This window comes from Phycisphaerales bacterium (assembly GCA_016716475.1).
GTDB lineage: Bacteria > Planctomycetota > Phycisphaerae > UBA1845 > Fen-1342 > JADJWG01.
In genome coordinates this window covers 1,804,050-1,827,653 of the sequence record JADJWG010000001.1, presented here as the reverse complement: position 1 = coordinate 1,827,653, position 23,604 = coordinate 1,804,050, and the positions used below count along the sequence as shown (strand labels likewise).

The window sequence follows — 23,604 nt, the reverse complement described above, 5'->3', positions numbered from 1 at the left end:
TCGCGCAACCCTCACCCGCACGGCCAGTATACCGCGCGTGAGCCCGGTCGCAGCACCCAGACCGCGATTTTCGGGCAAGGGGGGCGAATTTCCACACACATCCGAGACCGCTCAGACCTCCGCAACCCTGGCCGCTCAGGCGCGGAACGCCGCTGGGAAGAGCCGCTCGATCTGCAAGTAGCGGTAATCGAAGATCGCGGCCACATCCCGTCGTACGGAAATGCCGTGCGCGATGCGCCCAAGTAATCCGAACGGCAGCGCGTAGCGCACGATGTCGGTCATCAGGGTGCCGGAGGGGTGGGGTTCGAAGAGATGGGTGTGATGCCAGAGGTGATAGGGACCGCGAATCTGCCGGTCGACGAAGCGTTCAGCCTCCTCGCTATTTTGTGTGGGTAACCTGAGCGATGGCCGGCAGCTTGAAGTCGAGTTTTCCGGCGATCAGGTAGACCATGGTGATCAGGTAGTGGGTCGAGCGGAAGCCGCGGGCTTTTCTCTTGGCCGACTGGATCAGGCTGTTGATCGCCTCCAGCGGTCCGTTACTGATTCGCGAAGTGAACCAGCCGCAGCACGCCGGCCCAGTGCTTCTTGATCGTCTTGGCCGCCTTGATCATGGCCGGAATCCGGCTGTGGGTGGCCAGAAGTACCACTGCTTGAGCAGCGGTTCAGCCTCTTCCACGGTGTCGCAGGCGAAGAGATCCTGGAAGACACTCTTCATGTGCGTGGCCCGCACGGTCGCCAGCTTGCTGGAGCGCAACTCGTCAAAGACGCGGGCCTGCTTCTCGGTGCGGTTCCAGTCGTTCTTCAACCAGACGTAACGCGTGCCCTTGAGTTCCGGGTGTGTCCGCTGTTCCTCACGCCGGACCTGATCGACCGCAGCCCCCAGCAGCTTCATCAGGTGGAAGTTGTCGAAGGTCAGTTGGGCCTCCGGGAACTGCTCGCGCAGACCGTTGATGAACGCCGCCGACATGTCCAGGCAGGCCTCCTCAATCTGCTCGGCCCGCCCGCCGTGAGCCTCCAGGTCGCGCTGAACGCCGCGACGGTCCGGGCATCCTTGCCTTCGGTGGCGAACAGCACCCGGCTTGGCTCGTTGCCCAAATCCATGAACACGCTGATGTAGTTGTGGCCGCGCCCGGGAAGTCTCGTCCACGCCGATGGCGGTCACCGGCGAGAAGTCCGCCGCGCGCGGGCCCGCTCGACATAGTGCTGCAAGACCCGCCACACCCGCGTGTCGTGCTCACCGATCAGAACGGCCACCTGCGCGGCGTCATGCCGCCCTGCACCAACATCAGGATGAACGCCTCCATCAGCAGCGTAAAACCCGAACCCGGCCGCGACCACGGCACTTCAACCGTCTTGACCCCGTGGTCCGGACACTCGACCCGCGGTTGCCGGGCGTGCAATAGCGTCTTGTGCTGAAAGAAGTTCAGGTGCCGCCAGGTCCGCTCCGTGCCGTCGTAGGCCCCGCAACCGCGTCCGCACTCCGGGCAAGCGAAGCGGCTGCCGGAAGGGAAGTCCAGCCAGAGTTCCAGCTGCTGCCGGTCCCCGAAAACTCGATCTTGCTGACGACCCACGGCTGGCCAGCCCCAATGCCACCCGGAACAGCTCCTGCATCTGATCGCGCATCACTCGGCTTCCTTGCAGTCTGGCCGCGAACTCTCCGGCGGCTTCCTTCTCACCGGAGGGAAAGAAGCCGGGGTTCAGGGGCAGAGCCCCTGGCGGGGTTTGGGGCGGAGCCCCATCGGATGCCGCTGCGGCCGCCTGATCCGCCGCATCCTCTCCGACCGCCGCCCGATCGAAAAGCGCCAGACCCCGCACAACTTACGTCACCAAGCTCACGGTCTTACCCACACAAAACAGCGAGGAGCCAGCGTTCATTGGGATGCCACGCTTCGATTTGCGTGCGCCAGCGCAACGGAATACCGCGCCAGCGAATGCGGTAGTCGAGCAGCAGGCCGGCTTGCATCGTCACAGGAAGTGGCGTCCGGATCTCAAAACGCATCCACGACGGGGTGAGGAGGTCGAGGTTCGCCGCGTCGGCAAAGAAGGGAAAGATGTCCGTCACGCGCCGCGGGACGACTTGCCGGCGCTCGAGTACATATTCTCGCATGCACGATTATCGCCGCCCGGCCGTGAAGGAGCGGGCTTTCAGCCGTTTTCTCGCAGGGCTTATTCGCCAGCCGCGGGCGCAGCAACAGTATGCGGCAGCGTGTGGCGCGGCGGCAGCGGATCTGGCAGCACGCCGCGCACCCTGGGCAGCAGGTACAGCCCTTCGACCACAATCCAGACCTGCATGAGCTGCACCGCGAGCGCGAGCGCCACGAGTAGGTAATTCCGGTCCGCCCACCAGCCGACCACTTCGTAAGACAGCGCCCAGCCGGGAATCACGAGCATGAGGATCGTCGGCACGACCAGGAACCAGACCGGCTTCCGATGACGCAGCAGGTAGAAGGCGATGACGAGGAACGCCAGCCCCGCAAGCAGTTGGTTCGTCGCGCCGAAGATCGGCCACAGGATCATCCCGCCAGAGCCGGGTCCGGCCGGGCCGCTGATCAGCGCAATCGCACCGGCCGTCACGACCGCGACGGTCGTCGCGACGTAGCGATTGGCCAGCACGGGTACGCCAACCGCCGTGCCGAGTTCGGCGACGACATAGCGTTGCAGGCGTGTGGCCGTATCGAGGGTCGTCGCCGCGAAGGAAGCTATCAGGACAGCGATCAGACCGATGGCATACTGGATCGGAATGCCGAGTGTGTGCAGCAGGTTCGCACCACCCTCGATGAAAGCCGCAAGCTGGTTCGCGAAGCGGAGCTCACGCCAGGTGTATTGCCCGTACAGGTGATGCCAGGCGGCCGCACCGGTGAGTGCGCCCCCGTCCGCGTCAACGAGCGCTACAGCCCGGCCGGTCCCAAGGTCCCACACTCCCATGCCGATGGCGGCGGTACAGGCGAGGATGACCACGACGGCGAGCCCACCTTCGAGCAGCATCGCGCCGTATCCCACCAAGCGGGCAGCGCGCTCCGAACGAAGCTGTTTGCTGGTCGTGCCGCTCGAAACAAGGCAATGAAAGCCACTGACTGCACCACAGGCGACGGTGATGAAGAGGAACGGGATCAGGGGCGGCGCATCGGCCGGCGGCCTGGTCACCGGAGCCGTGACGAAATGGAGACTTCCGAGGAAGGAGGCCATCACGAGTCCCGCGCAGAGCAGCGCTAGCGCGACGAAGAGCTGGTGGCTGTTGATGAAATCGCGCGGCTGCAACAGCGTCCAGACCGGCATGACCGAAGCGAAGAAGCAGTAGACGAAGAGGATCAACGTCCACGCGACGACGGCATTGGCATAGGGGGAGAGCCCCGCACTTTCCGCCGCGGCGCCGGTTCCGCCCAGCGCCAGCCAGGGGTTCTTGACGATGTCGAGCGGCAGGTGGTACGCCCCGACGTATACGCTGGCGTACATCAGCACGACCGCAATGATCGAGAGCGCGGTCACATTGCCACCTCGGCGATACACGAGGTAACCCACCGCAATGGCGATCGGCACCTCGATCCAGATCGCAAAGACCGATACAGGATAGGCCGCGAAGATGGTCGCGATGACGAGCCCGAACACCGCCAGGACGATCATCAGCGCCAGAAACAGCACCAGCAGCAGGAGGATGCGCACCCGTGGGTTCAGGACCCGTGCCGCGATCTCGCCGATCGTCTGCCCACGGTTGCGCAGACTCACCACCAGCGCACCGAAGTCATGCACGGCGCCGATGAAGATGCTGCCCAGCAGCACCCACAGTAAAGCCGGCAACCAGCCCCAGAATACGGCCAAAGCCGGCCCCACGATCGGCCCCGTTCCGGCAATGCTGACAAAATGGTGTCCGAAGACAACCGACGACCGCGTTGGCACGAAGTCCCGGTCGTCCCGCAGGGCCTCGCTCGGACACACGTTCGCAGCGCTCAGTTCAAAGACCCGCCTTCCGAGCCAACGCCCGTAGGTGTAATACGCCACAAGGTAGGCGACGAATGCGCCGCTGGCGACAACAAGCGGATGCACGTGAGAACTCCGGCCGGATCAGCCACCGCAGACAAGCGGGCGAACTGGAACTTCATGCTACCCGTGCGACCGGCCCCGCTTCAACCACGCTCTCCGGGCACCTGGATCAGGTGCCGTACTGCCGGAGCTTCAGCAGCAATTCAACCTCCCCGAGCGGCATCCGCAGATCACGCGCAATCGTGGTGGCACTCGCGCCGCCATCGGCAAGGGTGTAGACTTGTGTGCGTCGCGCCGCCATGGGCACCTCGGACGGCGTTTCACGCGGACGCCGCTCGGCCGTGGGTAAGCCCCCCACCGCAGGCATGGAACCCGCCTCCAACCGCCGCCGTTCCGCGGCCGGCGCAGTTATGCCGGGAGCCGGGCCGGCATTTCCGCCCGTGCCGTCGCCGCCGGACGCACCGCGCAACCGCTCAAGCTGCGCGATCCGGGCATCCGCATCGCGGATCAGCGTCTCGATCTTCACACAACGCGTTTCGATCTGCGCGTTGATGTCGCGGGAGAACTGTTCCAACCGCACGAGCAACTCGTCCAGTGAGCTGCCGATGTCGCGCTGTTCGCGGATGCGCGCCACCTGCTCCCGGGTCACCTCGCGGGCTGTCGCCCGTCGCCGCTCCGAGCGCCGCAGCATCGAGATCGACAGCATCACCAGGCACATCACCGCCAGCAATGCCATCAGTCCCGGATCCATCGCTACTCCGCTGCTTCGTCCGCAGCCGAGCGGCTGCTCCACGCCGCCAACGCCGCGGCCTGTACCTGTCGCAAGGCCACGCCGCGGGCCCGCGCCGCGGCGGCACAATCCTCGTACTCCGGCCATGCCTGGAGCGTCTCGGCGCCACGACGGCCGACCTTGATGCGGATCTCTCCGTAGGGCGTTGCGACCGACACTTGGGTCCGGGTCAGCTTGCGCCGTTCGCACAGGAACCGCCGCACGCCCAGCGTGGGGGTTTCGCGGAAGAGGACCTCCTCGACGCGCAAGACATCGGCCGGCGCTACGAGCACCGTCAGAAGCTGCCCGGGGCGCCCTTTCTTCATTCCTATCGGCACCACGTACGCGTCCAGCGCACCCGCTTCCCGGACCCGCTCCAGGGCGTAACCTACTACCTGGCCGGTGACATCGTCGAGTTGCGTCTCGAGCACGACGACTTGGTCCGCCTCCCCGCCGGCAGCATCCGCCGTCCCGATCAGCAGCCGAAGGAGATTCGGCCGGGAGTGGTTTTCACGCGTGCCGGCACCATAACCGATGCGCTCGATGGTCAGCGCGGGCAACGGCCCGAACGACTCCGCCAGAGTGGTGAGCAGCGCCGCCCCGGTCGGTGTCGTCAGCTCCCCCAACTCGTCGCAAGCCGCCAAAGGCACACCCCGCAGCAACTCGGCCGTCGCGGGCGCGGGGATGGGCATCGTGCCGTGATCACACTGGACGGTACCGTTCCCGGTGGGCACGGGCGAGCCGATCACGCGGTCGATCTCGAGTGCGACGAAACCCGCACATGCGCCAACGATGTCCACGATGGCATCGTCGGCGCCGACCTCGTGGAAGTGCACCTTCTCGACCGTGGTCTGGTGGACGGCGGCCTCCGCCTCGGCCAAACGCTGAAAGGTGCGCACCGCCAGTTCCATCACGCGCGCTGGCAGCCCGGCCCCGGCAATGAGCTCGAGAATCTGCGGGAGGTGTCTATGCTTGTGCCCCGTCTTCGGACCCAGTACGACCCGCAGGTGCGTGCCGGCGATGCCCCCGCGTCGCACGATCGTCGTCTCGACACTGACATCGGGCAGGCGGAGGCGGGCGACGGTGGCTTGCAACTCGGCGAGCGGGTAACCGGCATGCACGAGTGCGGCGAGCAGCATGTCCCCGGCGATACCACTGATACAGTCCACGTAGGCCAAACGCATGCGGGCTACTCCTGAGACAAACGGACCGAAGGTGCGTATGAAGGACCGCATTGACCGGGGCGACGCTGAACGCGTTGCCCCTATCGTACCGCGCGGTTGGCCCAGACGTAGGCAACGCGGCAACCAGGTAACAAGCGTGCCAGACACCGGCGGCCCATGGCGTGGCGTTGCCGCGCTGCACGCCCGCCGCTACAACGCCGAACGCGGGACGGATCGTGCGTGCTTTGGCCGCCCCCCCGCGAGGTCCTATGTTCCACGCCCCTGACCATGCCATGACCGCAGACTCGCCCACTTGGGCCGGCCGCGCCGCGTTGCTCGCGCTGACCTGCGTGGTGGTCGTGAACCTCGCGGTGGTGGCGCCGGTCCGTAACTACCTGCTGGACTTCCGCGCGTATTATGCGGCCGGTGCGGCACTGCGAGCGGGCCTGGACCCGTATGACACCGCGCTGGTCCAACAACACATCGCACTGCCTGGTCAGCAGTCCATCGTGCCGTACGTGTACCCCCCGCCCACGCTCGCGCTCGCATGGGCGTTTGCAGGACTACCCTATCCGGCGGCGCAGGTTCCGTGGGCCCTGCTTCAAGCCGGTCTGGGGGTGGCGGCGTTCATCTGGGTCTGCCGCACGTATGGGCTGGCACTCGGTGGACCGGGGTCGGTCCTGCTCGGCGTGGTGTTTGCCGGCAGCAGCAGCGTGGCCCAGCTCTTTCGCTGGGGGCAATTCGACCTGATCGTCGTAGCCCTGCTCGCCGTGGCCGGGCTCGCCCTGACCCGCGAGCGACGCGTACTTGGCGGCGTGCTGCTCGGCCTGGCAACGATCGCGAAAGTCACGCCCGGCGCCTACCTGATCGTCCTCCTGATGCGGCGCGAATGGCGGGCGCTGGCTGCCGCGGCAGCCACGATACTCGCAACACTCGGAGTGTCGGCCGCACTGCTCCCTGCCGGTACCTTCGTCGCCTGGCGTGCCAACCTCGCGCGCCTCTCCGGGGAAGTCACGGTGCACAATCAGAGTTTGCGCGGCTACCTTCTGGCGGGCTTCACGGAGTTCACCGAAAAGGGCGTGTTGTCAGTTCCGTGGGTCGCGCTGGCACCTGCGACCGTGCAAGCCGCCGCCATCCTGTTGGCCGGACTCATTCTGGGGGGAACGTTGCTGTGGGTCTTCCGGCACCGGAAGCACCTCACGACGGCCGAGAGCATCGCGGTACTCGTGCCGGCGGTGCTCCTGGCTGCACCGCTGACGTGGATGCACCACGGCGTGCAGTTGCTGCTGCCGCTGGCGGTTCTGGCAGCCCGGCTGGAACGTGGCCCGCAGGCAAAAGGGTTCGGCCTGGCGTGCGTGGCCACCGCCACCCTGCTGATGCTCTGGCCCGTGCAGCAATTCGAACTGGAACTGGCTCCGGCACTGCGGCACATCGTCGGGCCGACGTTCACCTACGGCGTCGCGCTGACGTGGCTGCTCGTGATGACTTGGGGACCGGTGAAAGTGAAGCCGCCGTCGGAAAGCACGCTCTGAGCAGCCGCCCCCGTTACACGTCCAGGTTCTTGACGTGAATGGCATTCGCCTCGATGAATTCGCGGCGTTTCTCCACGTTCTCACCCATCAGCACACTGAACATGTGATCGGCCTCGGTGGCGTCGATCTTGGTCTGTTCCGGATCGTCAGCAAGCGTACCCACGATCACTTTGCGCAGTACACGTTGCTCGGGATTCATCGTGGTTTCCCAGAGCTCTTCCTTGTTCATCTCGCCCAACCCCTTGAAGCGCTTGACCTCCCAGCCCTTCGCACCGGCCGCCCGTACTCCGTCGGGCACAGCCGCCAGGTTCTCCAATTCTCGCGCGTCCCCCTGCGCCGTGCGGAGCACGAAGATAGCCGGACTGAGCTCACCCGTGGCAAGCTCCTCGCGCTTCAAGAAGAGATCCTCGACCATGCAGCCGAACTCGGCGAGACGCACGAAGCAGCGCTCCAGGCCCGCGACCTCGGCCAACTCGTGTCGCACGTAGGGCTGGCCCGCCGTCGTCAACTCGCGGAGATGCTCTTCGGCCGCCGCATCATGGTCGAAGAAGCGCTCTTCGCCGGCGGCCTGAATCCGCACGGTCGGCAGGCGGCCGGTCTGGGCCCGCCGCTCCACAAACGGTTGGAACAGGATGCCGCGGCGCGCCAGGACGCGGGCGTACCGCTCGATCTCCTCCAGGATGTTCTGCAGCTCGCGCACTTGAACGGCGCTCAACTCGCGCGGCTCCGCCCCCGCCCGCTGGATCAGAAGCAACGTGCGTTCCTGCCCCAGTTCCGTCAGGCGACGGTTCAGGGCCCCGTCATCCAGCAGGTAGGAGCTGGTCTTACCCTTGGCGAGCTTGAACAACGGCGGTTGCGCGATGTACACCGAACCGTTGTCGATCAGCGGACGCAGGTGCCGGAAAAAGAAAGTCAGCAACAGGGTCCGGATGTGCGAGCCGTCCACGTCCGCGTCGGTCATGATGATGATCTTGCCGTAGCGCAGCTTGGAGAGGTCGAAGTCCTCCTCGCCGATGCCGGTGCCGATCGCCTTGATGATTTCCAGAATCTCCTCGTGGCTCAGCACCTTGTGAATGCGGGCTTTCTCGACGTTCAGGATCTTCCCGCGGATCGGCAGGATCGCCTGCGTCTTTGCGTTGCGATACCCCTTCGCCGATCCGGCCGCCGAGTCGCCCTCCACGATGAAGAGTTCGGTGCTCTCGATGTCCCGACTGGAGCAATCCACCAGTTTCCGCGACAGACCCATGCCGCTGAATGCACTTTTGCGCGCCGTTTCGCGCGCCTTGCGGGCCGCCTCCCGCGCAATCGCCGCCTGCACCGCTTTGCCGACGATCCGCTTGGCCTCCGTCGGATGCTCCTCCAGGTAGCTCCCCAGCATCTCGTTGACGGCCGTCTCGACGAACGTGCCGACCTCGCTGTTGCCGAGCTTGGTCTTGGTCTGACCTTCGAACTGCGGCTCCGGAACCTTCACCGAGACGATCGCGGTCAGCCCCTCACGCACATCCTCGCCCGTCGGGGTCGGGTCGTTGTTCTTCAGCAGGTTCGTCTTACGCGCATAAGCGTTCAGCGTGCGCGTCACGGCGGAGCGAAATCCCGACAGGTGCGTCCCACCCTCCTCGGTGTTGATGTTGTTCACGAAGGAGAGTGTGGTTTCGCTGTAGGCATCCGTGTACTGCAGCGCTACCTCGAGGATCAGACGCTGGTCGGAATCCTCTCGCGTGAAGGAGACGATCGGGTGCAGCCCCTCGCGGCCCTCGTTCAGGTGCTCCACAAACTGCAGCACGCCGTGCTCGAAGTGAAACAGCTCTTCCTGGTCGGTGCGTTCATCACGCACGGCGATGCTCAGGCCCGCGTTCAGGTACGCCAGGTAGCGCAGGCGACGCACGAGCGTGTCGTAGTTGAACTCGATCTCGCGGAAGATCGTGTCGTCCGGCTTGAAGCGCACGTATGTCCCGGTGCGCTCGGCCGGCCCCTCGTCGCGGATCGCCTGCACCGTCCGCCCGCGCTCGAACTTCATCGACCAGGTGCGCCCGTCGCGTTTCACGCGCACCTCGAGCCACTCCGACAGAAAATTCACGACACTGACGCCCACCCCGTGCAACCCACCCGAAACCTTGTACGAATCGCGGTCAAATTTCGCGCCCGCCCCCAGCGTCGTGAGGCAAACCTCCAGCGCCGTCTTGCCGATCTCGGCCTTCATTCCCACGGGAATTCCGCGGCCATCGTCGTCCACGCCCACGCTGCCGTCGGCGTGAATGACCACGACGATGTTCCGGCAGGCGCCGGCCATCGCTTCGTCGATCGAATTGTCCACGACTTCGTACACGAGGTGGTGCACGCCGCGCAGGCCCGTGTCGCCGATGTACATGGCGGGTCGCTTGCGCACGTGCTCCATGTCCTCGAGCACCTGCACACTGCTCTCGTCGTACTGCTTCGGATCGTTCCGCGGCGGCATCGCCGGGATCGAGAGACTGTTCGCCTCGTCACTCATCATGCTTACTCTCAATCCGTCTCGGCGACCGGCGGTCGGCCAACATCGAACCGCACATCGCGCACACCCGACATGCTGCGCACCAGCGCCGCCACGAGCTTCTCCCGCTGTCGCCGCAATTCGTAGGCCACCGCGGCGGAGCGCACTCCCACTCGCAGGATCGGCCCATCGACGCCAAGCACCCAAGTTTCTTGCACCAGTGCCGGCGGAGCCACCCGCGCCCAGGCCGCTGCCGCCGCCTCGCGTTGGCGCAGGCGCTCCGCCGCCTGCTGGATGATCCGGCCGAGTACGCTCACGCCATGCTCGGACCGCGGATGCGGTGTCGCCAAGCCCCGGGCTCCGACGCGCTGGCGGTTCAGCCACAGTCGCCGGTACTGGGCCTCAGTCACTCGCAGATCCTCATAAGGAAGAGGGTCACCCAAGCTGGGGCGGATCTCACCGGACACCAAGCCAGATTTCGGGTACCCGACACGGTCCTGTTCCGCTGCTCCAGGTCACCTCGTCAGAGCGATACCGGCATCACGACGTACAGGAAATCGTTCTTGTCTTCCCCGCTGAGCACGCCCGGCCGAAACGAATCGGTCAACTCGATCCGCACGTGCTCGCACGTCAGCACCTTGAGCGCATCATTCACGAAGTTCGGATTGAAACCGATCTCGACCGCTTCACCTTCATAATCGGCCGGCACCTGCACCCGGGCCTCGCCTTGTTCCGGGGAGTTGGCCGTGATGACCACCTCTTCCCCGCCAAAGGCCAGCCGTACGGCGCGGGCCTCGTCACTGGTGAGCAGTGCCGCGCGGCGAATGGCTCCGTACAGGTCGACTCGGGGGAGCTTCGCCACCTTGGTGGTCTGGTCCGGAATCACCCGTTCGTAATCCGGGAAGCTGCCTTCGACCAGCACGGTCGCCAGCATCCGATCCCCACTTCGCAGCAGGATCTGATTCGGCAGAACCTTGACCTCGACTTCCCAGTCCTGCGGTTCCTTGCCGACGTTGAAGACGCTCTTAAACGCGTGCAGTGCCTTACCTGGCACGATGACCGCAAAATCCCCGCCGTGGGCCTTCGGAATCGAGCCCCCCGCTCGTGCGAGGCGCCGGCCGTCCGTCGCCACCATGAACAGCTTCTTGCCCTTCTTCGACCAGAGTACTCCGTTGATGGCGTACCGGCTCATTTCGCGCGCGGCCGCATACACCGTCAGATCGATCATGCGACCCAGTTGGCGCCCGTCTACAACGAGGTCCGGGTCATCCTCGAATGTCGGCACGCTCGGGAAATCGGCCGCCGACTGCACGAAGATCTTGAAATCCCCGCCGGCCCCGCGCACCTGGCAATGCCGCGCATCCGTCTCCAGCACGATCTCCGCGTCTGGCAGTTCACGCACGATACTGAGCAGTCGATCGGCTGACACCACGGTCTCACCCGGGGTATCCACGGAGAAGGTGCTGACACTCAACCGCAGCGCCGCCTCTCCGTCGGTCGCGCTCAGTTCCAGGGCCTCGCCTTCCGACGTCAGTTTGACACAGGTGAGGATCGGCTTGGTCGTACGGCCGCCCGTAATGGCCGCCACGGCCGTGAGCGCATCGAGGAATTCCTGACGAGGCAATCGCGTCTTCATGTCGCAATCCATCGGTGCCGGCCCCCGCTCCGACAACCTGCCTGCGATCGATCCAGCAGCCCTGAACACCTGTCCGCAACGTGGCTGTTGGTAGCCCACGGGCGGCGGCGACTGCGGCCCCATATTTAACGGAAAATCCCCGCCCTCGCCACTGCCCATTGTGTGTTCACACCCGGTCAAGTGCAGCCGGGAGGGCACCGGTCGTTCCGGCCCGGTGACGGGCAACCGCGGGGCAACCAGGCCAGGGCGGTGCAGCGCTGCTGCGCTCGAAAGGCGGCCCCAACGGGCTGTGATGGGCCACGCGACATGGTATCATCCCTGCGACTCAGGCCCCCGGCATTCGGGCCGCTTCGAAGGAGCCGCTATTCATGGCCTACACCACGACCACCGTGCCAACCGGCGAGAAAATCACCATCTCCGGAGGGCGCCTGACCGTCCCCCACCACCCTATTGTGCCCTTCATTCGCGGCGACGGCACCGGTTCCGACATCTGGGCGGCCTCGCAGCTCGTCTTCGATGCGGCGGTTCAGAAGGCCTACCATGGCCAGCGCAAGGTGGCGTGGATGGAAGTGTTCGCAGGGGAAACCGCCTTCGAACGCTTTCAGGATTGGCTACCCGAAGAAACCTTGCAGGCCTTCCGCGAGTTCCTCGTGGGTATCAAGGGGCCCCTCACCACCCCTGTCGGAGGGGGCATCCGCTCGCTCAACGTGGCCCTGCGCCAGCAGCTCGACCTCTACGTCTGCCTGCGTCCGGTGCGCTGGTTTGAGGGCGTCCCCAGCCCGGTGAAAGAGCCCGGCCTGGTGGACATGGTGATCTTCCGAGAGAACTCCGAGGACATCTACGCCGGGATCGAGTACCGCGGTGGCACGCCGGAAGCCCAGAAACTGCTGGATTTCCTCGCCCGTGAGTTCCCCGCCGACTTCAAGAAAATCCGTTTCGGGACCGAGGCAGCCGCACGCGAGTTCTGGGGGCTGGTCGGCCGTAGCGACCTCGACAGTTCCATCCAGGTCGGCCTTGGGTTGAAGCCCATCAGTCGCACCGGCACCGAACGCCTTGTGCATTCCGCCCTGGCATACACGATCCGGGAGGGGCGCCCGAGTCTCACCCTCGTGCACAAGGGCAACATCATGAAGTTTACCGAGGGCGGCTTTCGCGACTGGGGGTACGAGCTCGCCGCGCGCGAGTTCGGCGCCGTCCCGCTCGATGGCGGCCCCTGGCAAGTGCTCAAGGCCGGCACCGCCACGCCGCTTGTCAAAGCCCTCGCCGGTGGCCCGCTCAAGCATGACATCATCATCAAGGACGTCATCGCCGACGCCTTCCTGCAACAGATTCTCACCCGTCCGGCTGAGTACGACGTCATTGCCACGATGAACCTCAACGGCGACTACATCAGCGACGCCCTGGCGGCCTGCGTGGGCGGCATCGGCATCGCGCCCGGCGGCAATATTAACTACATCACGGGGCACGCCATTTTCGAGGCGACCCATGGCACCGCCCCCAAGTATGCCAACCAGGACAAGGTCAATCCCGGCAGTGTCATCCTCAGCGGTGAGATGATGTTCCGCTACCTCGGCTGGACCGAGGTCGCCGACCTCATCATCCGCGGCATGAACGGCGCCATCGGCGCCCGCACGGTGACCTATGATTTCGAGCGGCTCATGACGGGTGCCAAGCTCTTGAAGTGCAGCGAATTCGGAGCGGCGGTGGTTCAACACATGGGTTAAGCGCGTCCCAGCCCAGGCGGAAGCTTCACGGTCGGGCAGCACGGTGCGCTGCCCAGGAACAGGGAGGCCATCATGCAACGTGGGATCTACTGGCTTGCGGGGAGCATCGCGGCGTTAGCGCTCACGTTCGGCTGCGCCGAAAACCAGGCCGGACCCGAGAGTCGGCCCACCGAACGTTCATCCGGAGCCGCGCCCATCTCACGCGCCGGCTGGGCCCGGCTGCAAACCGGTGCGACCTCGGACGAGGTCCTCGGCCGCCTTGGTCACCCCGTGCAGATTCGCGTCGGCATGCTCGTGACCTACTGGTACTACTCGGACCGCGGCGACGCCGGACCCTACGTCTGCTTCGACACCCGGCCCATGACCGTACTCCGCTGGCGCGAGCCCTAGCCGACTGCGGCCGGAACTCCGGCACAGGTACAGCGACTATTCCGCCACGCGGCGACCGGCGCGCTTGCGCTCCGTTTCCTTCAGGAGGCGCTTGCGCAAGCGGATGCCGTCCGGCGTCACCTCGACCAGTTCATCGTCCTCGATGAACTCGAGCGCGATCTCGAGCGTGATCTCCCGCGGCGGTTTGAGCACCACGGTCTTGTCGGCCGAAGCGGCGCGCACGTTCGTCAGCTTCTTCTGCCGGCAGACGTTCACGATGATGTCGCCGTCCCGGCAGTGTTCGCCCACGATCTGCCCCTCGTACACCGCATCCGTCGGCGCCACGAACATGATGCCGCGGTCGGCGAGTGCTTCCAGCGCGTACGCCGTCACCTGGCCGGATTCGCTGGCGACCATCACACCGGCCTGCCGCCCCGGAATTGCCCCCCGCAGGTGCTCGTACTCGTAGAAATTGTGGTGCATGATCACCGTGCCGTTCGTCGCCGTCAGCAGCCGGTTCCGCACCCCGATCAGGCCGCGCGAGGGCACCGTGAATTCCATGAAGGTGTGATCGCTGCGGCTCTCCAGCTTGGTGCAGATGCCGCGGCGCAGGCCAAGCAGTTCCATCACCGGACCGACATGCGGAGTCGGCACATCCACCACGCATAGTTCGATCGGTTCGGTCTTCTTGCCCGCCAGTTCGCGAAAGATCACCTTCGGCTTGCCGACCGCGACCTCGTACCCTTCCCGCCGCATGTTCTCAATCAGCACGGACAGGTGCAGAATGCCGCGGCCCGAGACATGAAACTCCTCCGGCGTCGGCCCCGGCTCCACCCGCAGGGCGACGTTACGTTGCAGCTCCTTCTCCAGGCGGTCGCGCAGGTGGCGGCTCGTCAGATACTTGCCCGACCGCCCGACGAATGGCGAGTCGTTCACGCGAAAGGTCATGTGCAGCGTGGGCTCATCGACGCGCAGCAGCGGCAATGGGCGCGGCTGGTCCGGGTCCGCGATCGTATCCCCAATGTCGATCGGATCCAGTCCGACAATCGCGCAGATGTCTCCCGCCGGCACACTCTCCACCTTGCGGCGGGCCAGCCCGTCGAAGACGTGCACTTCGCCGACCTGTTCACTCGCCCGCGTCCCGTCCCGCCGAATCACGACAACTCTCTGCCCCGCACGTAGTTCACCCGCAAAGACGCGGCCGATGCCGATCCGGCCGACATAGTCGCTGTAGTCCAGCGTCGTCACCAGCATCTGCAGCGGTGCGCCCGGCTCCACCTTGGGTGGCGGTACGAACTCCAGTATCGCGTCGAACAGCGCCCGCACCCCTTCCGGTTGCTCATCCCTCCGTGCCGAGGCCCACCCCTGCGTGGCCGAGGCATAGATCGTTGGAAACTCCAGGGCCGCTTCGTCCGCCCCCAACTCGATAAACAGGTCGAGCACTTCGTCATGCACTTCGCGCGGACGGGCGTCCGGACGGTCCATCTTGTTGATCACGACGACCGGCCGCAGGCCAAATTCAAACGCCTTCCGCAGCACGAACCGCGTCTGGGGCATCGGGCCTTCGAAGGCGTCGATGAGCAGCAGGCAGCCGTCCGCCATCTTAAGCACGCGCTCGACCTCACCGCCGAAGTCGGCGTGGCCGGGCGTGTCAATCAGGTTGATCTTGGTGCCGTGATAGTCGATGGCAATGTTCTTGGCGAGGATGGTAATGCCCCGCTCACGTTCCAGATCATTCGAATCGAGAATGCGATCACCCTTGAGCTGCTGGGCCCGAAACTGGCCGCATTGACGCAGCAACTGGTCCACGAGGGTGGTCTTGCCGTGATCGACGTGAGCAATGATGGCGACGTTGCGAATGCTGGGAATCACAAACGGGTCTCGCTTCGGATGTCCGGGAGCGCCGGAACCGTCGGCACAGGGTCCGCCGGCCGGCGTCGAAACGGTGTATGCTACCCGGAAGCCGGGCCGACCGCACAAGGCACCGCCCGGCACGCCTGGCCGTGGTTTGGGGAGTAGCAGAGTCCTTCCCGCTCATTCTGCAAAACGGCTCGTGACGGTGCGGCCGGTCGCGGGGACGGAGGCGGCCGGGTTGAGCCGGGTGGAGTTCGGGTATGATGCGGGTTGGCGGCGGGTGCGGAAGACCGTGACGCCGTGGGACGAGCAGACGAGCAACTGGGCGAGTGCACCGTCGCTGGACCGGAAGTACCTGTGGTCCGGGTGGCGGCTGTTGCTGGAGACGGACGTGCTGGCGAGCGGCGGGGAAGCCGTGCTGCGGTCGTTCACCTGGGGCCTGGACCTCGCGGGCCTGGGCGGGGCGGTGAACTCGCTGGAATCGGCCGGCACCATCGGCGGGCTGCTGGCGGTGCGGAAGTACGACGTCAACGGCGGGCCCGAGCCCGACGATCCGGTGGACTATGTGTACGTGTACGACGCGATGGGAAACGTTGCCCAGGTGGTGGACTGGTCGAGGCCGGCCAGCCAAGCCGGCGCGGCCGTCGTGGCGCACTACGAGTACGACCCGTACGGCGGTGTGACGAAGGCCGAGGGCGGCTACGCCGCGGACAACGCCTGGCGCTTCAGTACGAAGCAGTGGGACAACGAAACGGGTCTGGGATATTGGGGCAAACGGTATTACTCACCCAGTCTGGGGCGATGGGCGTCGTGGGATCCAGCTTCCGAAATCGGATTCTCCCTCGCGCAACACGCTCTTCCGGCAAGCGATCGGGCCCCTACGGCCGACCTACCTGAATTGAACACCTACGCGTATGTTCTTAACGGTCCGACGCGCGCCATCGATGCCCTGGGGCTCAATCTGTATGCAGTAGACGGGACCTGGAGCGGACAGCCTTGGAGCGCTAAGGGTACGAATACCTGGTGGATCTATAACTTGGCGCGCGAGGTTAAGCAGTACTGGCACGGTCCATATATAGGTATCACTGGGAGTGATGCCCGCGCGATAGCGAAGGACGTTCTGAATCGTATCTGCAGCGACCAGCGCGCCGCCTATGCGAAGTGCGAGGAACAGCCGCTAGTCAATCTGGTCGGCTGGAGCCGAGGTGGCGCGATTGTAACGTATGTAACCCATCGCCTTGCAGACGATGGCTGTTGCGTTTCAAGGGCCTGGTGGGGGAAATGCAATGTGAGGATTCGACCATGGGTGAATTGGCTTGGACTTTTCGATGCAGTAGATATGGCACCCGCGATTCCAAATTGGGCAATGACTGCGCCGACACGTGTTGATCGAATCTCGCACGCAGTAAAGACAACAACGAGTGTGTCGGAGTGGTCCATGTTTCCGACAGCTCCGATTGACCCGCAGACATTCTTCTGGCGCAAGGACGGCACAGGCACAACGCATCGCGACATTGGTACAAACATGTTCAATAACGACGCGTTCTTCTGGATGCTCGCCGAGGCTCGTCAGATTGGAGTGGAGCTCTAGCGATGACGTCGAGTGTGTGGCCCCTAGTCGTGCTCATCATAACCGATGTGCTTGGCGGCGGATCGCTTCTAATCCTATGGTCTCGAGCCACGTACGAGTCGGGTATGGCTGCCGGGTTCCTCGGGGTCGCCCTCGCGCTTGTCCAAGTACCGCTGTGCATTCTTGGCTTCTTTCGCGCCCGTAGGCTGCTGCAACCCAATTTGGCGCTTGTGTATGCCGCCCACCTTGCACTTACGGTTGTCGGGTTTGTCCTTGCGGAGACGGGTGCGCCCATGGCATTGTTCCACCTGCTGCGCTTCGCGTGAGGGTGAATCTGTGATGCAGGTCGGCCGACCGCCGGACGATGTATGCACGCCGTTGCGCGATCAAGCGCGGTACGGCAACGGAAGCAGGCGTGTGTTGCAGCGCCAGGTGGGAGCAGTCCGCTGAGCGAATGTAACTGTCCGGCAAATCGTAACGCTTCACCCGTCTGCAACGGTCGCCACCGGTAGCGGCGGGAGCTTGCCGGTTTGCAGGTAGGTTCGCAGGGCCTGGGAGATCGTCCGCAGCGGGTCGTGGCCGCGGAGCCGGAGCGTGCGGTAGATGCTCATCAGCACGGCCTGTGTCAGCGCTCCGCGGTCCGAGCGGTTCGACTGGCTGTTCTTCCTCAGGATCACGGCCGGCCGGATCTGCCGCTCGGCGAAGTTGTTCTCGAACGGGATCTGCGGATAGTCCAGGAACGTGAACAAATGATCGCCCGTCCGCCGCAAGCGCTTCAGCAGCCGCCGGGCATCGACATCCTCCACCTCGGCCGCGATCAACGCATCCAGCCGCCGACCGATGCGCAGAATCCGGCCGCGGTACTTCTCCGGCGTGAAGTCGCGCCGCTTGCGCAGCCGGATGCCGTCGCGGATCAGGCGCCGCAGCGCCTTGGCGAAGGCCCGCCAGGCCGGGGATTCGTTGTGCCGATCGACCTTCTCCAACTCGCGCAGCAGGTGCACCAGCCAGGTAGGGCTGCGGTACTCCGCTGCCCACCATTCGTCTGACGCTGGTGACGTTTGGCCGGGAGACGATTTGCGGTGCAGAACCTGGAAGGCTTGGTTGACGACGCAGATCACGATAATCTTCTTATGGAGGTCGACGCCGATGAAGTTTCTCACGGTTGGCTCCTTGTGTGGAAACACGCTTCGAGAACGATCACGAAACGCGGTTTACCACGATCTCAAGGAACCGCAACCGGCCGGCGCGGCCTCCACCTCATAGTTTCACCCTACGCGACTTGGCGCCGATCTAAAGCAAGTGCCGCGCTAGTCCGACCTGCTTGGGCAGCGTACACAGTAGGTGCATCATGTATGTAGGTAAGTACTGGCTGTGTCTTCTTGCTACGGTGGTGGTCACATTCGGATACGTCATGGGATGTCGCAAGGACGAAGGGGATGAGGGCAACGCCGCATCCCTGCCCGAGCGACCCGGATGGAGCCAGGCCAAGATAAACGCCCGACTTGAGAGCGCAGTGAGTCAGTACCTTGCTGACAATGCTGAGACCATAGGTGACGTTTACGGTCAACCGGAATTGATGGTCGCGCACTCGCTAGCGGCACTGTCCAGGGCCAGGGAGTATGATGGAAAGATGCATTGTCCGCCGCTTGCACTGCTCGCAGCGAGGGGCATCGACTTTACCGGCTGCGAATACCTCATGCTACTGTTTCTTAACGAGAATCGGGAAACGGACGCGCTCTGCGTGGTGGGTAGTGATGAGAGTGGCGCCAGTGTTCGGTTGATGTTGGAGTGGACGCCGGAATTCAAGGATATCGAGCCCATATTCGTGCATGTGATCCATTGGCCAGCATCCGGAGAAAATCAGATCGTGTTGGAGCGTGATCGAGGTGAATGGCAACGGATCGGGGTGACGCCCGATTGGAGGGTAGCGTTGCCGAGCCTTGACGGGATGGTGCTGTACGCTGCCGCTCGTGATCGGCAGAAAGGCATTGGAAACTTTGTTCGGGTTGTAGACAAGAACCTTGGCGGGAAAACGACAAGTGAAGTGACGGAGGAGTAGCGTGATCCTGACTAAGCGATACCATGGGGTGGAGGCCGAGCAGAACGGGTTCGGCTCCTTGGGACGCCGAGAACCGCCTGGTCCGCGTGCGGCCGGTCGCGGGGACCGAGGCCGACGGTGTCAGCAAGGTCGAGTTCGAGTATGATTCGGGTTGGCGGCGGGTGCGGAAGACCGTGACGCCGTGGGACGAGCAGGCGAGCGGCTGGGCGGGTACTCCGTCGCTGGATCGCCGGTTCCTCTGGTCGGGGTGGCGGATGCTGCTGGAGTTCGACATCCTGGCGGCCGAGCCGGACGAGCCGCTGCGGGCGCTGTCCTGGGGCCTGGACCTCGCGGGCCTGGGCGGGTCGCAGGGCGGCCGGGCGTCGGCCGGGCTGTTCGAGCGGGCCGGGACGATCGGCGGGCTGCTGGCCGTGCGCGTGTGCGACGTGAGCGGCGCGCCCGAGCCCGACGATCCGGTGGCCTACGTCTACCTGTACGATTCGCTGGGCAACGTGGGGCAGGTGGTGGACTGGTCAAAGCCGTTCGGTCAAGCGTCCGCGGCCATTGTGGCCCACTACGAGTACGACCCCTACGGCGGCGTGACCAAGGCCGAGGGCGCGTACGCATCCGACAACGCCTGGCGCTTCAGCACGAAGCAGTGGGACGATGAGACCGGGTTGGGGTGGTGGGGATTCCGGTACTACGACGCCGTGATCGGGAGGTGGATGTCGAGGGATCCGATCGGCGAGCACGGGGGGCGACACCTGTATGGATTCGTAGCGGGTAGACCCGTCACCACCTTCGATCCAACGGGATTGGCGCCGCGCTCAGTCTCGCTGGAACCTCAAATGTCCTCGCGCAACGGCGATGCGTGGATACTAATAGCTGACTCCGGGTGCACACGGAATATAGACATCATTATTGATGGACAATTCGTCACCTCATTCTCCACATCTGAGGTTACTCCCAAGGTTGGGGCTGAGCAACTGTATGCAAAGCGATTCAATCTGACGCGGCTTCGTGAGTCCGGAAGTCTCACAGTGCGGTGGAGCGACCACGGGTCGCGCTTAAACCAAAGCATGACGCTCAGCTATAGCGCAGAAGACAAGATGCATGAGTTTGCACCATTCGGCAATGTTACATATACCCTCGCGGAAAAGGTCGGACTCAGCCGCTACCAGTCTGAGCTAAGGGTGGGTTTCCGGCAATGGGATGCTGTCGGATCGGCATTCTCGGTATCAGGTCCAGGGGTCCCCGGCGGCAGCTTCCAGATGGACAACGTCTTCACTCTCTTCAACGAACGCCACCGGCTACCTGCGATGCGATTTGGGCCGTTCGCGAGATTCACCAGCCCTGCAGTAGTTCGCTCGCTGTTCGTCACAAATCACACCGTAGAGACGGCATTTTACAGTATTCTGGATGTCGCCTCCGCATACGGCGACGCGTCGGGCGAGAGCGAAAGCAAGGCGCATGTCGTCGAACGCGGAGCCGAGTTGGTTGCACCCGGCCGGAGCTATACCTCGCGGCTTGACTCCGTACTCCATGCTGTCGAGGCTCAAGTCTCGCACCACGCCGTGAACGGTAAGTGGTTTAACCCCATCGGTTCTACGTCTTGGTCCGTTACGCATCTGGCACAAGGTGGAGTCATGACCTATGCTGAACTTGGATGGAGTCGAACTCCTGCGATTCCGCGGCAGATATCGCTCCCTCTCCCCGGAAGCCCGCTGCCCGAGAGTCTCCCGTCTCCACCACCAGGAGCGATCGTTGTTCCCTGAGTTGTCAATATCATGCTAAGATCTACAACGAAGTTCCGGCGCCGGCTGCTGCTTGCGCTTGGCGCCGCCCTGTTGCTCGGTGTCGCCATTGCCTGTGCGGCGATGATATACCACGTCATGCTCGGCCACAGAAGTTTACCCAGTCCGCAGATCGAGATATCCGCTGAACAGATGGAGCGCCATCTGCGCTCCGCAGGGATCAAGTTGGCTCCGGGGCGGTCGATACGCAAGGATCTTCCGGCATACGTAAGCCACGGGGAAGGCGCAACTGCTTATCTGGGTGCCGTCCATGGAAGTGACGAGACAATTCCGATGCACGTGTTGATAGTGGTCGACTCTGCTCAGGCGACGCTTCTTCACGAGTACGGTTGGGTAGACACCCTCGGCGATGCCTCCTACTTCTGGCGCTCGCCTGCATGCGATGCGCCCTTGATACTCTGGAGTCGACACGCGCGTGGCCCTTCGGAGCCTAGGAGAGTACTCGATCGCGCCGTGGGGACACAGACGGTCCCTGATAATGACATGCTGACCTGGGCATGCGTTGTCCAAGTGGCCGCCCATGATACCGTGCCAATAGCAATCGGCATGCCCCACAGGGCCTTTAGGTCGTGCACATGGGATCGCGAAGGAGTGTACTGGTATAGGGTAGACATGCGAATCGATGGAGAGTGGAAATCGGCGGCGATAGGTGTATGCTTTATGACGCTCGAAGTGCATGTTGAGGACCCTGACGGGTATCTTTCTGATCTCATGGAGTTACGTGGTCCATGGCTTGAACATATGGTGCAGACACCGCGATAGTTGTGGCCGCGTCAGGGTGGGCCTGCATCGTTCTGTGCGGCCCCGCCTCTGTCCGAGTCATTGGTGCCGACGAATGTTCGATACCTCGTACGGTAGTGTCCGATGCGGCTCGCCGGGTAGTTGTCGTGGCTGAGCGCGCGCTAAACGCTGCGTAGGGAGGGTTAGCGGAGCTATGTTATGAAATGCCATAGGAACGGTCGATCAACACTTGTTCTAGTTGCTGTTGTTGCTACGACAGTCGGGGGCGCGAGCGCACAGACGTCGTCGGGGTTGCACGTCACGGCGAACGGTTCGCCTGGTGCGGTTCTGCCTGCCGCCCAGGCGTGCCTCCAACTCACCCCCGCCTCCTGGGACTTCGGCGAGGTCTGGTTCGGTGAGCCAGTGTCGAAGGGCGACATCACGATCACGAACGTCGGCGCGGGCACGCTCGAGATCACGCGCGTGCAGAGCAGTTGCGGGTGCACGGGCGTGACCGTGGGCAAGCGCTCGCTCGGGCCGGGCGAGTCCACCTTCCTCCGGGTCGGCTACGACACCACCCAGGGCGCCGAGCAGGTCAAACAGACCGTCACGCTGCACACCAACGACCCCGAGCAGCCGGCGGTGAGGTTCGAGCTGCGCGGCCGCTGCCGGCCGCTGTTCGACATGCAGCTCGGCGAGCGGCGCGTGACGACGCCGACGCTGCAATTCGGGCAGCTCTCGCGCACCGAGCCGGCGACCGCGGTGCTGCGGCTGCGGAACCGCTACGACCGGCCGGTGTACCTGTCGCTGCCGAAGGGCGAGCTCCGGCATTACGGTGTCGAGTTGCGGGAGATCGAGCCGGGGCAGGAATACGAGCTGACCGCAACGACGATGCCGCCGTTGCCCTCGGGATCGGTGACGCAGTTCGTGATGCTCGCGACCGACCTCGATTTCCTCCAGGAGCTGCGCGTGCGGGTTACGGGCCGCGTGCCGGCGAACGTGCGGGCGGCGCCGGCGATCCTGACGCTTCCGCCGACGACGAATGGGCCGGTCACTCGCGACGTACGCATCATTTATCCGGGCAACCAGCCGGTGAGCCTGCTGCGGATCGAAGCCGATGACCCGCGCGTCAGGTGGGAGATCGACAAGCCCGCTTCCGTAGCACCAGGTGCAAGCGCGTTCCACCTGATCAAGGTGACGCTGCCACCTGCCGAGGAGATTCCGGCGAAGGGTTTCAAGCTGACTATCACGACCGACTCGCTTGACTCGCACCACCTCATAGATGGGCTGCGGTACATGGAAACCATTCACTACAATCCGGTGAAGCACGGGTACATGCGCTGTCAGCACGCATGGGAACCAGCGGCATGATGAAGACGACTGAACGACCGGGGCGCGCGGCCAGCGCACCCAGGAGCGCGAGAAACAGTAAGGAGCCACCCGAAACACTCCATGTGAGCGCGGCGCTCGGTTTGACGAGAACCAGAACGAGCGGCAAGGCCGCACCGACCGCAAACGTGCCTGCCGACGCGAAGGCCGCCTGAACATGTCGATCCCGACGGCAAGCCGATCGGCATCATGCCGGCGGTGATTCTCGTGCCGACCGCGGGGTTAACGCACGTCATCACCGGGCAGTCCGAGGCGTGTGCAAGTCAATTGCGGAGCAGACACCGGCCCAACACGGGGCGCCTCCCGGGACGGCGGGTGATACCGGCCGGGCGATTTGCTACCCACACGGAACACGCCGGCGCGGCACTCGACGGGCCGGTCTGGCGTCGTCGTGGCGCTGCCGCTATTCTCGCCGCTACGGCGCGCGGCGCGCGGCGGCCAGGAGAGGTGCCAGAGTGGCCGATCGGGCACGCTTGGAAAGCGTGTGTACGGGTAACCGTACCGCGGGTTCGAATCCCGCCCTCTCCGTACGACTCAGCGGGTAACGATCCGCAAACACTTCATTTTCAGGCGCTTAC

The 23,604-nt window shown here is 64.3% G+C and carries 18 protein-coding genes, 1 tRNA gene and 1 pseudogene; 9 read left to right on the top strand and 11 right to left on the bottom strand.

The annotated features are described in order from the left end of the window. Nucleotides 1-135: 135 nt before the first annotated feature. The 6 genes and pseudogenes from IPM18_07485 to larC all read right to left on the bottom strand — a co-directional run bounded on the left by IPM18_07485 (nucleotide 136) and on the right by larC (nucleotide 5,931). Entirely contained in the window at nucleotides 136-282 is a 147-nt protein-coding gene (locus tag IPM18_07485) for a hypothetical protein (GenBank protein MBK9119429.1), read from the bottom strand. A 97-nt stretch (nucleotides 283-379) separates the two neighbouring features. After that, nucleotides 380-1,588: pseudogene (locus tag IPM18_07480) on the bottom strand (ISL3 family transposase). 252 nt (nucleotides 1,589-1,840) lie between these two features. Then, nucleotides 1,841-2,107 (bottom strand): hypothetical protein, encoded by a 267-nt coding sequence (locus tag IPM18_07475; protein ID MBK9119428.1) that lies wholly within the window; start codon nucleotides 2,105-2,107, stop codon nucleotides 1,841-1,843. A 59-nt stretch (nucleotides 2,108-2,166) separates the two neighbouring features. Beyond that, nucleotides 2,167-4,041: a carbon starvation protein A gene (locus tag IPM18_07470; GenBank protein ID MBK9119427.1), complete on the bottom strand. Its 1,875-nt coding sequence runs from the start codon at nucleotides 4,039-4,041 to the stop codon at nucleotides 2,167-2,169. Between the two features lie 106 nt (nucleotides 4,042-4,147). Beyond that, nucleotides 4,148-4,729 (bottom strand): hypothetical protein, encoded by a 582-nt coding sequence (locus tag IPM18_07465; protein MBK9119426.1) that lies wholly within the window; start codon nucleotides 4,727-4,729, stop codon nucleotides 4,148-4,150. 2 nt (nucleotides 4,730-4,731) lie between these two features. Beyond that, nucleotides 4,732-5,931, bottom strand: coding sequence for a nickel pincer cofactor biosynthesis protein LarC (gene larC, locus IPM18_07460; GenBank protein ID MBK9119425.1), 1,200 nt, complete (start codon nucleotides 5,929-5,931; stop codon nucleotides 4,732-4,734). A 248-nt stretch (nucleotides 5,932-6,179) separates the two neighbouring features. Here larC and IPM18_07455 point away from each other — a divergent pair, with 248 nt between their 5' ends. After that, nucleotides 6,180-7,442, top strand: coding sequence for a DUF2029 domain-containing protein (locus IPM18_07455; GenBank protein MBK9119424.1), 1,263 nt, complete (start codon nucleotides 6,180-6,182; stop codon nucleotides 7,440-7,442). Nucleotides 7,443-7,455: 13 nt separating this feature from the next. Here IPM18_07455 and IPM18_07450 read toward each other — a convergent pair whose 3' ends face one another. The 3 genes from IPM18_07450 to dnaN all read right to left on the bottom strand — a co-directional run bounded on the left by IPM18_07450 (nucleotide 7,456) and on the right by dnaN (nucleotide 11,548). After that, nucleotides 7,456-9,933 (bottom strand): DNA gyrase subunit B, encoded by a 2,478-nt coding sequence (locus IPM18_07450; GenBank protein ID MBK9119423.1) that lies wholly within the window; start codon nucleotides 9,931-9,933, stop codon nucleotides 7,456-7,458. Between the two features lie 11 nt (nucleotides 9,934-9,944). After that, nucleotides 9,945-10,322 carry a DUF721 domain-containing protein gene (locus tag IPM18_07445; GenBank protein MBK9119422.1) on the bottom strand — a complete coding sequence of 126 codons (378 nt, stop codon included), beginning with the start codon at nucleotides 10,320-10,322 and terminating at the stop codon, nucleotides 9,945-9,947. A 113-nt stretch (nucleotides 10,323-10,435) separates the two neighbouring features. Then, nucleotides 10,436-11,548: a DNA polymerase III subunit beta gene (dnaN, locus tag IPM18_07440; GenBank protein ID MBK9119421.1), complete on the bottom strand. Its 1,113-nt coding sequence runs from the start codon at nucleotides 11,546-11,548 to the stop codon at nucleotides 10,436-10,438. A 368-nt stretch (nucleotides 11,549-11,916) separates the two neighbouring features. Here dnaN and icd point away from each other — a divergent pair, with 368 nt between their 5' ends. Continuing rightward, nucleotides 11,917-13,272, top strand: a complete 1,356-nt coding sequence (gene icd, locus IPM18_07435; GenBank protein ID MBK9119420.1) for an isocitrate dehydrogenase (NADP(+)) — start codon at nucleotides 11,917-11,919, stop codon at nucleotides 13,270-13,272. 72 nt (nucleotides 13,273-13,344) lie between these two features. Beyond that, nucleotides 13,345-13,662, top strand: coding sequence for a hypothetical protein (locus IPM18_07430; protein ID MBK9119419.1), 318 nt, complete (start codon nucleotides 13,345-13,347; stop codon nucleotides 13,660-13,662). A gap of 36 nt (nucleotides 13,663-13,698) precedes the next feature. Here IPM18_07430 and typA read toward each other — a convergent pair whose 3' ends face one another. Then, nucleotides 13,699-15,510, bottom strand: coding sequence for a translational GTPase TypA (typA, locus tag IPM18_07425; protein MBK9119418.1), 1,812 nt, complete (start codon nucleotides 15,508-15,510; stop codon nucleotides 13,699-13,701). Nucleotides 15,511-15,694: 184 nt separating this feature from the next. Between typA and IPM18_07420 the strand changes: the two genes are divergently transcribed. Beyond that, nucleotides 15,695-17,086, top strand: a complete 1,392-nt coding sequence (locus IPM18_07420; protein MBK9119417.1) for an RHS repeat-associated core domain-containing protein — start codon at nucleotides 15,695-15,697, stop codon at nucleotides 17,084-17,086. A 104-nt stretch (nucleotides 17,087-17,190) separates the two neighbouring features. Further along, nucleotides 17,191-17,391, top strand: coding sequence for a hypothetical protein (locus IPM18_07415; protein ID MBK9119416.1), 201 nt, complete (start codon nucleotides 17,191-17,193; stop codon nucleotides 17,389-17,391). A 156-nt stretch (nucleotides 17,392-17,547) separates the two neighbouring features. Here IPM18_07415 and IPM18_07410 read toward each other — a convergent pair whose 3' ends face one another. Further along, complete coding sequence (locus IPM18_07410) at nucleotides 17,548-18,225, bottom strand: transposase (GenBank protein MBK9119415.1); 678 nt, start codon at nucleotides 18,223-18,225, stop codon at nucleotides 17,548-17,550. A gap of 188 nt (nucleotides 18,226-18,413) precedes the next feature. Between IPM18_07410 and IPM18_07405 the strand changes: the two genes are divergently transcribed. From IPM18_07405 to IPM18_07390, 4 genes are all read left to right on the top strand, one after another. Beyond that, nucleotides 18,414-19,124 (top strand): hypothetical protein, encoded by a 711-nt coding sequence (locus tag IPM18_07405; protein MBK9119414.1) that lies wholly within the window; start codon nucleotides 18,414-18,416, stop codon nucleotides 19,122-19,124. Nucleotides 19,125-19,147: 23 nt separating this feature from the next. Then, the gene (locus IPM18_07400) at nucleotides 19,148-20,878 is read left to right on the top strand and encodes an RHS repeat-associated core domain-containing protein (protein MBK9119413.1); all 1,731 of its coding nucleotides are present in this window, start codon (nucleotides 19,148-19,150) and stop codon (nucleotides 20,876-20,878) included. 1,182 nt (nucleotides 20,879-22,060) lie between these two features. Beyond that, a complete protein-coding gene (locus IPM18_07395; GenBank protein ID MBK9119412.1) occupies nucleotides 22,061-23,008 on the top strand; it encodes a DUF1573 domain-containing protein in 948 nt (315 codons plus the stop codon). 459 nt (nucleotides 23,009-23,467) lie between these two features. Continuing rightward, nucleotides 23,468-23,554 (top strand) — tRNA-Ser (locus IPM18_07390). The last annotated feature ends 50 nt before the right edge of the window (nucleotides 23,555-23,604 follow it).